The following is an 8,936-nucleotide window of genomic DNA, read 5'->3' as shown; positions in this document are numbered from 1 at the left end:
GCTCCTCCAGCGCCGCCGCGTTGCCCGTCTCCCACCAGAGCGCCTCCGGGCCGCGCGCCCGCCGCGTCAGGTGGGAGGCCAGGAGTCCCAGGGCGGGGTCGCAGCCCGCCAGGAAGAGCGCCTCGCCCCCGGCGAGCCTGCGCACGCGCACCGCCCCCGGCGACCCCCGCTCCACCACGCCGTGCGCGGCGACGGAAGGCCAGCGGCGGTCGCCCAGGCCTTCCAGGCCGCGGGCCACCCAGCGGCCTCCCAGGCGCGCCAGCGCCACCCGCTGGCCGGGACGCCCGCCGGCCATCTCGGCCTCCACCGGCTCCGCCCTCTCCTCCACGCTGAAGAGCTCCTCCACCCGGCAGTCCAGCGCCCGCGCCAGGCGCAGCGCCGCCGCCACGCCCGGCGCGTAGCGGCCGGCCTCGATGCCGCTCACCGTCTGGCGGCTCAGCCCCGCCCGCCTGGCCAGCTCCTGCTGGCTGAGGCCGGCGGCCATCCTCCTCTGGCGCAGCCGGTTGCGGAGTACCTCCCTTTCCCGCCCCACGGGCCCCACCTCCGGCCGGGATCGCCGTCGCGCTGTCGCAAATATTGGACAAAATGTCGCGAATACCTGCGGACGGAGGGCGGGGCGGAGCGGACGCGGATAGGCGCCGGCCCTCCAGGCCAGACTCCCATCGATGAGCAGCCGGGACAAAAGATGGAAGGCCGCCTTCGCCGCGGCCCTGGCGGCGGGGCTCCTGCTGGGCGCCGGCCTGGCGGCCGTGCACCAGGAGGGGAGCGGAGCCTCGCGCGCGGCGGTCGCCCTGGCGCCCGGCGCGGTGAAGGAGCCGGCCGGGTCGCCGGCCGCCCGGCCGAGGGAGGAGGCGGCGGCCGAAAGCCGGGCGCGTCCGGTCACGGCCCGCCCCGCGGCGGTGCGCACCCCCCGCGCCGCCTGCGAGGCCGCGACGGGCGGACCGGCGGGGGCCGGCCCCGACGCTTCGCAGCTGCCGCCGCCCTTGGCCGGCTGGCTGGGGACGACGGCGGGCGACCCGCGCCGGGCGGCAGACACCTTCGCCACCCTGGCGCGGACACCCCTCTTCCGCCCCGCCGTGGCCGCCGCGCTGCGCGCTCCCGCCGTCCGCCGGGCGCTGGAGGGGGCGCTGGCCGCGCTTCGCCGGCAGGAACCCAGGCCCGACGCCGCCTGGGCGCGGCAGGCCCTCGCCTGCGCCGCGAAGCAGGAGGGCTGGCCGGCGATCCTGGCGGCGGTGGCGCGCCAGGCCGGCCGCGACCCCGCCCTGGCCGGGCAGGTGGCCTGGATGCTGGCGCGGCCCGAGGCGGCGCCGCTGGCCCCGTGGCTGAAGGTGCTGGTCCAGGCGGCCGCCGCCCTTCCGCCGGCCGCTCCCCGCTGAGCGCCGCCGCCCGCCGCACCGCGCTATCCTCCAAGGAGGGGGGAGGAGGATGCGCGGCTGGCTGCTGGAGCCCTCCGGGGGCGGGGTTGCGCTGCGCTTCCGGGAGGAGCTGCCCGAACCGCACGCCGGCCCGGGGGAGGTGCGCCTTCGCGTCTCCGCCTGCGGCGTCTGCCGAACGGACCTGCACGAGCTGGACGGCGAGCTTCCGCCGCCCCGCCCGGTCGTCCCCGGCCACCAGGTGGTGGGCCGCATCGACGAGGTGGGCGAGGGGGTGGAGGGGCTCCACCCCGGCATGCGGGTCGGCCTGCCCTGGCTCTGGTCGGCCTGCGGCCGCTGCGACTACTGCCGCCGCGGCCAGGAGAACCTCTGCGAGTCGCCCCGCTTCACCGGCCTGGACGTGGACGGCGGCTACGCGGAGTGGACGGTGGCGCCGGCCGAGGCGGTGCTGCCGCTGCCGGAGATCTACGACGACGTGGAGGCGGCGCCGCTCCTCTGCGCCGGTCTGATCGGCTACCGCTCGCTCCGCCTCTCCGGGGTGGAGCCGGGGGGCCGCCTCGGCCTCTACGGCTTCGGCGCCTCGGCGCACCTGACGCTCCAGGTGGCGCGCCGCCTGGGCATGGAGGTCTACGTCTTCAGTCGCAGCGAGGCGCACCGGCGCCTGGCGCTGGAGCTGGGCGCCCGCTGGGCGGGGGCGGCCGGCGAGGAGCCGCCGCATCCGCTGGACGGCGCCATCACCTTCGCCCCGGCCGGCGATCTGCTGCCCCTCGCCCTGGCCAGCCTCCGTCGGGGCGGCACGCTGGCCATCAACGCGGTCCACATGGACCGACTGCCCGAGATGTCCTACGGGCTCCTCTACCACGAGCGGAGCCTGAAGAGCGTGGCCAACCTGACCCGGGAGGACGGGCGGCGCTTCCTGGCCATCGCGGGCGCGGCCCGCCTGGAGGTGCGCGCTCGCCCCTACCCGCTGGAACGGGCGCCCGAGGCGCTGGAGGCGGTCCGGCGGAGCGCGGTGGAGGGCGGGGCGGTCCTGGTGGTCTAGGCGTCCGCCCGGGCGGCCTCGGGCCGCCGGACCGGCCGGCCGAGGAGCGCCTCCAGCCCGTCCAGGGCGGCGGCCAGGCGGTCGCCGCCCCGCGCCAGGCCGTGGCGCAGTTCGGCCAGCGCCCGTTCCAGCAGGAAGACCTCCAGGAGCACGCGCAGCTCGCCGCGCCGGGCGGGCAGCCAGGCGGCGCCGCGCGCCCCGCGCAGGTAGGCGCGCAGGTAGGCGCGGGCGGTGGCCCGGTACCAGGCGCCGGCGCGCGCGCCCGCTTCCTCGTGCCCGGCCAGCGCCACGCGGCTGGCGAAGTGGAAGGAGCGGAGCATGGAGGCCACGTCGCCGAGCGCCGGCTGCTTGAGACGCCGCTCGCGCAGCGAGCGGGCGGGGTTGCCCTCCACGTTGAGGATGGTGTAGTCGTCCTCGGCCGCCCCCAGCAGGAACTGGCCCAGGTGCAGGTCGCCGTGGCAGCGGATGCGCTGCACGGTCAGCCGCTCCTCCAGCAGCGGGCGGAGGCGGTGGAGGAGATCCGCCTCGGCGGCGATGAGGCGGCGCGCCTGCTCCTGCCGACCCCCCTCCAGCTCGTCCAGGCGGGCGCGCAGAAGGCCGAAGACCTCGGCCAGGAGCCCGCGCAGCGATTCGTAGAGCGCCCGCTGGGCGAAGGGGGTGAAGGGCTCGGGCCGGAAGCCCGCCTCCAGCCCCTCCGCCTCCGCCGGCCCGCGCACGCCGCGACGCCCCCCCGCCAGGGCGCGGTGAAGCTCGGCGGTGGCGCGCCCCAGACGCCGCGCCAGGGGGAGCCAGGCCTCCAGGGCGGCGGAGGCCGCCGGACCGCTCCCGTTCAGCCAGACCGCCAGCGAGTCGCGGGCCAGGCTCCAGGCGTCGCCCTCGTAGGGGACGAAGCCCTCCAGGATGGCCAGCGCCACCGGCTCGCCCCGCGCCGGGCGGTACTCGATGCTCCCGGCCAGCGGCCGGATATGGCGGTAGCGCTGGCCGGTCAGCCAGCGGGCCAGCTCCAGGGCGGGATGGGGGCCCGCCTCCAGGCGCCGCAGGAACTTGAGAAAGAGACGCCGGTCGTAGGCGACCAGGCTGGCACCGTCGCCTGCCTCCAGCGTGGAGGGCTCCAGGCCCGGCGCCGCCTCGCGGCGAAGGAGCGGGGCGGGGTGCAGGGCCACGACGCCCCGCGCCCCGGCGAAGCGCCGCCGCTGGCGGAGGAGCCGGACGAGACGGCGGCGGAAGGCGGGCAACTCCAGGGCGTCCACCAGCAGCGACGGCTGCGGACCGGCGCCGGGCCGCCCGCCGGCCGGGCGGGGGAGGACGCGGGCGAGCGGCTCGCCCGCCCCCTCCGCGCCCGCCTCCACCAGCGCCAGGGGGACGGCCAGCAGATCGGGCTCGCCCTCCAGGAAGTGGGCGCGCACCAGCAGGAGCCAGGCGGGCGGCTCCTCCTCGCCCAGCGGGACCGCTTCCTCCAGCGTCACCGCCCGCAGGCGGGCGCGGTCCGGCCCCGGGGGGGCGGCCGCGGCGGGGAGGGATGCCCCGCCGTCCTGGGGGAACCAGGGCCGCGCGGCCAGCCAGTCGACCAGCGCCAGCTCCAGCTGCTCCGCCGCCCGGCCCTGGAAGAGCTCGGCCGGGCTCTCCACCTGGAGGAGCGGCCGCTCCTCGCGCCCGCCCGGGCGTTCGCCCAGCAGCGTCACCACCGCCGGGTCGCGCTCCAGGGCGAACCAGTAGAACTCGTGCGGGCCCACCGTCAGCGGGTAGGGGCCGGCCTCCAGGCGGGGGAAGGGCGTCCGCCCGAAGAGCTCCACCGGCACGCGCCCGCGGTAGGCGGAGAGGTCCAGCTCCACGTGCTGGGCGAAGCGCGAGAGGTTGGCCACCACCAGGACCGCCTCCTCGCCCAGGCGGCGGACGAAGGCCAGTACCCGCCGGTTGGCGGCCGGCACCAGCTCGAGCCCGCCGCGGCCGAAGGCGCGGGCGCGCGCGCGGAGCGCCAGCAGCCGCCGCACCCACATCAAGAGCGAGTGCGGGTTGCGCCGCTGCGCCTCCACGTTGACCGCCTCGTAGTGGTACTCGGGATCGGTGATCACCGGCAAGAGGAGGCTCTGCGGGTTGGCGCGGGAGAAGCCGGCGTTCCGGTCGGCGCTCCACTGCATGGGCGTGCGGACGCCGTTCCGGTCGCCCAGGTAGACGTTGTCGCCCATGCCGATCTCGTCGCCGTAGTAGAGCACCGGCGTCCCCGGCAGCGAGAGGAGGAGGCCGTACATCAGCTCGATGCGCCGCCGGCTGTTGCCCAGCAAGGGCGCCAGGCGCCGCCGGATGCCCAGGTTGACGCGCGCCCGGTCTTCCTGGGCGTAGGCGCGCACCATGTACTCGCGCTCCTCCTCGGTCACCGTCTCCAGCGTCAGCTCGTCGTGGTTGCGCAGAAAGAGCGCCCATTGCGCCCCCTCGGGCAGCGGCGGCGTGCGCCTCAGCACGTCCACCACCGGCGTCCGGTCCTCCATGCGCAGCGCCATGAAAAGCCGCGGCATCAGGGGGAAGTGGAAGGCCATGTGGCACTCGTCGCCCTGCCCGAAGTAGGCCGCCGCCTCCTCCGGCCAGAGGTTGGCCTCCGCCAGCAGGATCCGCCCCGGCGCCCGCTCGTCCAGGTGGCGGCGCAGCCGGCGGAGCCATTCGTGGGTCTCGGGCAGGTTCTCGCAGCTGGTCCCCTCGCGCTCGAAGAGGTAGGGGACGGCGTCCAGGCGGAAGCCGTCGACGCCGCGCTCCAGCCAGAAGTCCACCACCTCCAGCATCGCCTTCTGCACGCGCGGGTTGTCGTAGTTGAGGTCCGGCTGGTGGGAGTAGAAGCGGTGCCAGTAGTAGGCGCGCGCCACCGGGTCCCAGGTCCAGTTGGAGGGCTCGAAGTCCTGGAAGATGACCCGTGCTTCCCGGTACCGGTCCGGGCTCTCGCTCCAGACGTAGAAGGCGCGCTCGGGGCTGGAGGGGGCCGCGCGCCGCGCGCGCTGGAACCAGGGATGCTGGTCGGAGGTGTGGTTGAGCACCAGGTCGGCGATGACGCGGATGCCCCGCCGGTGCGCCGCCCGGCAGAAGCGCTCGAAGTCGCGGAGCGTCCCCAGGCGGGGGTCGACGGCCGTGTAGTCGGCCACGTCGTAGCCTCCGTCCTTCCAGGGCGAGGGATAGAAGGGGAGGAGCCAGACGGCGGTGACGCCCAGCTCCTGCAGGTAGTCCAGCTTCTCCACCAGCCCCCGGAAGTCGCCCACGCCGTCGCCGTCGGCGTCGTAGAAGGAGCGGACGTCCAGCTCGTAGAGGACGGCCTCCCGGTACCACTCCGGGTCGTCCGCCGCCTGCAGCCTGCGCGTGCTGCCCGCCGTCACCACCCCACCGGACCTGAAGTGTAGCGCGGCCGCGTCACCCTCAGGAGGCTCCCCCGGGCGGGAGGTCGCGCTCCGGCCGGTTCCCGCCGGCCTCCCCGCGGTAGCGTTGCAGCACCGTCTCCACGAAGGCGCGCAGCGCGGCCGAACGGTGGCGGTGGCGGAGGAGCGCGATGGTGGTGGTGCGCCGCAGCTCCGGGAAGCCCTCCACCCGGAGGCGGAGCAGCCGGCCCGCAGCCACGGCGTCCTCCACCGTGCTGGCCGGCAGCAGCCCCACGCCCAGGCCCAGCTCGGCCATGACGCGGACCGCCTCGTGACTGTCGAACTCCATCACCACGCGGGGCAGGATGCCCACCGACTCCATGGCGCTGTCCACCAGCGCCCGGAAGCGCGAGCCCGCCTTGTGGGTGATGAGCGGCAGGCGCGGCAGGTCGGCCACCTCCAGCCGCTCAGGCAGCTGGCGCGCCAGGCGCGGGTGGGCGACGAAGAGGATGGGGTCCTCGAAGAGCGGGTGGCTTTCGATGCGCGGGTCGTTGACGGGTGTGGTCAGGAGCGCCACGTCGATCTCGCGGTTGAGCAGGCGGTTGACCGTCTCCTGGATGGCGGCGATCAGCACCTGGACGCGGACGTCGGGGTAGCGGCCGGTGAAAGTCTGCAGCAGCTCGGCCAGCGTCGTCGGCACCAGCGTCTCCACGCAGCCCACGGCCACCTGGCCGTGGCCGGGCGTCTCCAGGTCGCGGACGCGCTGGCGGCATTCCTCCAGGTTCTCCGCCACGCGCAGCGCGCATTCGTAGACCAGCTGGCCCGCCTCGGTGAGGCGCGGGTGCGCCCCGTGGCGCTCCAGGAGGACGGCGCCGAAGTCGCGCTCGAGCGCGGCCACCTGCCGCGTGACGGTGGACTGGGTGACGTGCAGCGCCTCGGCCGCGGCCGTGAACGAGCCGCGCTCGACCACCTGGCGGAAGGTGAGGAGATGCTGGAGCAGCAGCGCCATCGCTCCCCGCAGCTGGATGGTCCGCCCGCGGCGCCGCGGATATGCGCCCGGCGCATGGGACCTTTGCAAAGGAATCATTGGGATTCTAACGGATGGCGGCCTATCCTTGCAGGTGAAGGATGTTCCATTCCATCCGAGAGGTGAGTGGACAATGGCCGCATCACCACGCGTCTTCGCGTGGAAGATCGGCGGGGACCAGGGCGAAGGGATCGATTCGACGGGTACGATCCTGGCCACGGTCCTCGCGCGGGCGGGCTACTGGGTCTACGGGTACAAGTGGTTCTCCTCGCGCATCAAGGGGGGCCACACCCACTTCAAGATCCGCGTCTCGGACCGCCCGGTGAACGGGGCCAGCTCGGATACCCACGTCCTGGTCGCGCTCACCCAGGAGACCATCGACAAGAACATCGGGGAGCTGCTGCCCGGCGGCGTGCTCCTGGCCGACGAGGCCTTCGGGCCGCGGCTGCCGGAGGAGGCGCCGGCCGGCGTCCGCCTGGTCGTCATCCCCCTGAGCGAGATCGCCAAGCAGGCGGGCGGGGCGCTCATGCGCAACATGGTGGCGCTGGGAGCCAGCGCCTACCTGCTGGGGCTGGGACTCGACCCCTTCCACGAGTTCGTCCGGCGGCGCTGGGGCGCCAAAGGCGAGGCGGTGGTGGCCGCCAACATCCAGGCGCTGGAGCGGGGGTACGCCTTCGCCCGCGAGCACCTGCCGGGCGATCCCTTCCGCCTGCCGGCGCCCGACGGCCGCCCCAAGCTGACGCTCACCGGCAACCAGGCGCTGGCCCTGGGCGCGGCGGCGGCGGGCTGCCGCATCATGGCCGGCTATCCCATCACGCCCGCGACCAGCATCATGGAGACGCTGGCCTCCATCCTGCCCAAGTTCGGCGGCGCCGTCCTGCAGATGGAGGACGAGCTGGCCGCCGTCCACGTAGTGGCCGGCGCCGGCTACGCGGGCGCGCGCGCGCTGACGGCCACCTCCGGGCCCGGCATCTCGCTGATGCAGGAGGGCATCGGCCTCCTGAGCATGACCGAGACGCCCTCGGTCATCGTGGACGTGCAGCGGGCGGGCCCCTCCACCGGCGAGCCGACCAAAGTGGAGCAGTCCGACCTCCTGGCGCTGGTCCACGGCGGGCACGGCGAAGGGCCGCGCATCGTCATCGTCCCCTCCTCGGTGGAGGAGTGCTTCCTGGACGGCGCCGAGGCCTTCAACCTGGCGGAGCGCTTCCAGTGCCCGGTGATCATCGCCTCGGACCTCGCCCTCGGCGAGTTCCTCTACACGGCCGAGGAGCTGCCGCTGGAGCAGGTGCGCATCGACCGGGGCGCCGTGGTGGAGACCGAGGAGCTGCGCCGCGCCGGCGAGAAGGCCTTCCAGCGCTACGCCTTCACGCCCAGCGGCGTCTCCCCGCGGAGCCTGCCCGGCCAGCCCAACGGCCAGTTCCTGGCCACCGGCTCGGAGCACAACGTCTTCGGCCACGTGAGCGAGGAGCCCGGGAACCGCGTGCGCATGATGGAGAAGCGCTGGAAGAAGCTGGAGTCCGTCGACTTCCCGGCCTTCACCTACGAGGGCCCGGAGCGGCCGGACGCGGTGGTGATCGGGCTGGGCTACACGCGCGGCGTCATCGACGAGGCGCTGGAGGCGCTTGGGGCGCACGGGGCGCGCGTGGGACACCTGCACGTGCGGCGTCTCAGCCCCTTCCCCGCGGCCGAGCTGCGCGGCCGGCTGGAGGGCGTGCCCTTCGCCTTCGTCGTCGAGCAGAACGCCACAGGGGAGCTCCGCTTCCTCCTGGAGGCGAACGACGCCATCCCGGCGGGCGTGGTGGTGGAAGAGGTGCACAAGGCCGACGGGCGGCCCTTCGTGCCGGAGGAGATCGCCCGCCCCGTGGCCGAGCGGCTGGGGCTGCGAGGCGACCCGGAGGCCTGGCTGAGGGCCGGCGAAGAGCTGGCCCCGGCGGGGGAGGCGGTGCGCTGATGGCCACGCTGGAAGCCTTCAAGACCGACGAGAAGGCCTGGTGGTGCCCGGGCTGCGGCGACTTCGGCGTCCTCTCGGCGCTGCAGAAGGCGCTGGCCGACCTCGACCTCGAGCCCGAGAAGGTGGCGCTGGTGGCCGGCATCGGCTGCTCGGGCAAGATCGGCAACTACGTCAACTCGTACAACCTGCACGTGACGCACGGCCGCAC

General features: G+C 75.2%; 7 protein-coding genes. 4 read left to right on the top strand and 3 right to left on the bottom strand.

The window, feature by feature from the left end; translation table 11 throughout:
* Positions 1–484: helix-turn-helix domain-containing protein (locus K6U79_09715; GenBank protein MCL6522627.1), on the bottom strand; the 484-nt coding region annotated here is incomplete at its 3' end.
* A 181-nt stretch (positions 485–665) separates the two neighbouring features.
* On the opposite strand from K6U79_09715, the gene K6U79_09710 reads away from it, so the two are divergent.
* Positions 666–1,376, top strand: a complete 711-nt coding sequence (locus K6U79_09710) for a hypothetical protein (protein ID MCL6522626.1) — start codon at positions 666–668, stop codon at positions 1,374–1,376.
* A gap of 49 nt (positions 1,377–1,425) precedes the next feature.
* Positions 1,426–2,415 (top strand): zinc-dependent alcohol dehydrogenase family protein, encoded by a 990-nt coding sequence (locus K6U79_09705; GenBank protein ID MCL6522625.1) that lies wholly within the window; start codon positions 1,426–1,428, stop codon positions 2,413–2,415.
* On the opposite strand, the gene treS is transcribed toward K6U79_09705, so the two are convergent.
* Together treS and K6U79_09695 are read right to left on the bottom strand one after the other, a co-directional pair.
* Positions 2,412–5,771: a maltose alpha-D-glucosyltransferase gene (treS, locus tag K6U79_09700; protein MCL6522624.1), complete on the bottom strand. Its 3,360-nt coding sequence runs from the start codon at positions 5,769–5,771 to the stop codon at positions 2,412–2,414. The genes K6U79_09705 and treS overlap by 4 nt on opposite strands.
* Before the next feature lie 40 nt (positions 5,772–5,811).
* A complete protein-coding gene (locus tag K6U79_09695) occupies positions 5,812–6,759 on the bottom strand; it encodes a LysR family transcriptional regulator (protein MCL6522623.1) in 948 nt (315 codons plus the stop codon).
* A 151-nt stretch (positions 6,760–6,910) separates the two neighbouring features.
* Between K6U79_09695 and K6U79_09690 the strand changes: the two genes are divergently transcribed.
* Together K6U79_09690 and K6U79_09685 are read left to right on the top strand one after the other, a co-directional pair.
* Positions 6,911–8,728 (top strand): 2-oxoacid:acceptor oxidoreductase subunit alpha, encoded by a 1,818-nt coding sequence (locus tag K6U79_09690; protein ID MCL6522622.1) that lies wholly within the window; start codon positions 6,911–6,913, stop codon positions 8,726–8,728.
* A partial coding sequence (locus K6U79_09685; protein ID MCL6522621.1) for a 2-oxoacid:ferredoxin oxidoreductase subunit beta occupies positions 8,728–8,936 on the top strand: 209 nt, incomplete at its 3' end. The genes K6U79_09690 and K6U79_09685, both read left to right, overlap by 1 nt.

It is taken from the genome of Bacillota bacterium (genome assembly GCA_023511835.1).
Classification (GTDB): Bacteria; Bacillota; Sulfobacillia; order JAIMAT01; family JAIMAT01; genus JAIMAT01.
This window is presented reverse-complemented; position numbering and strand designations above follow the sequence as displayed.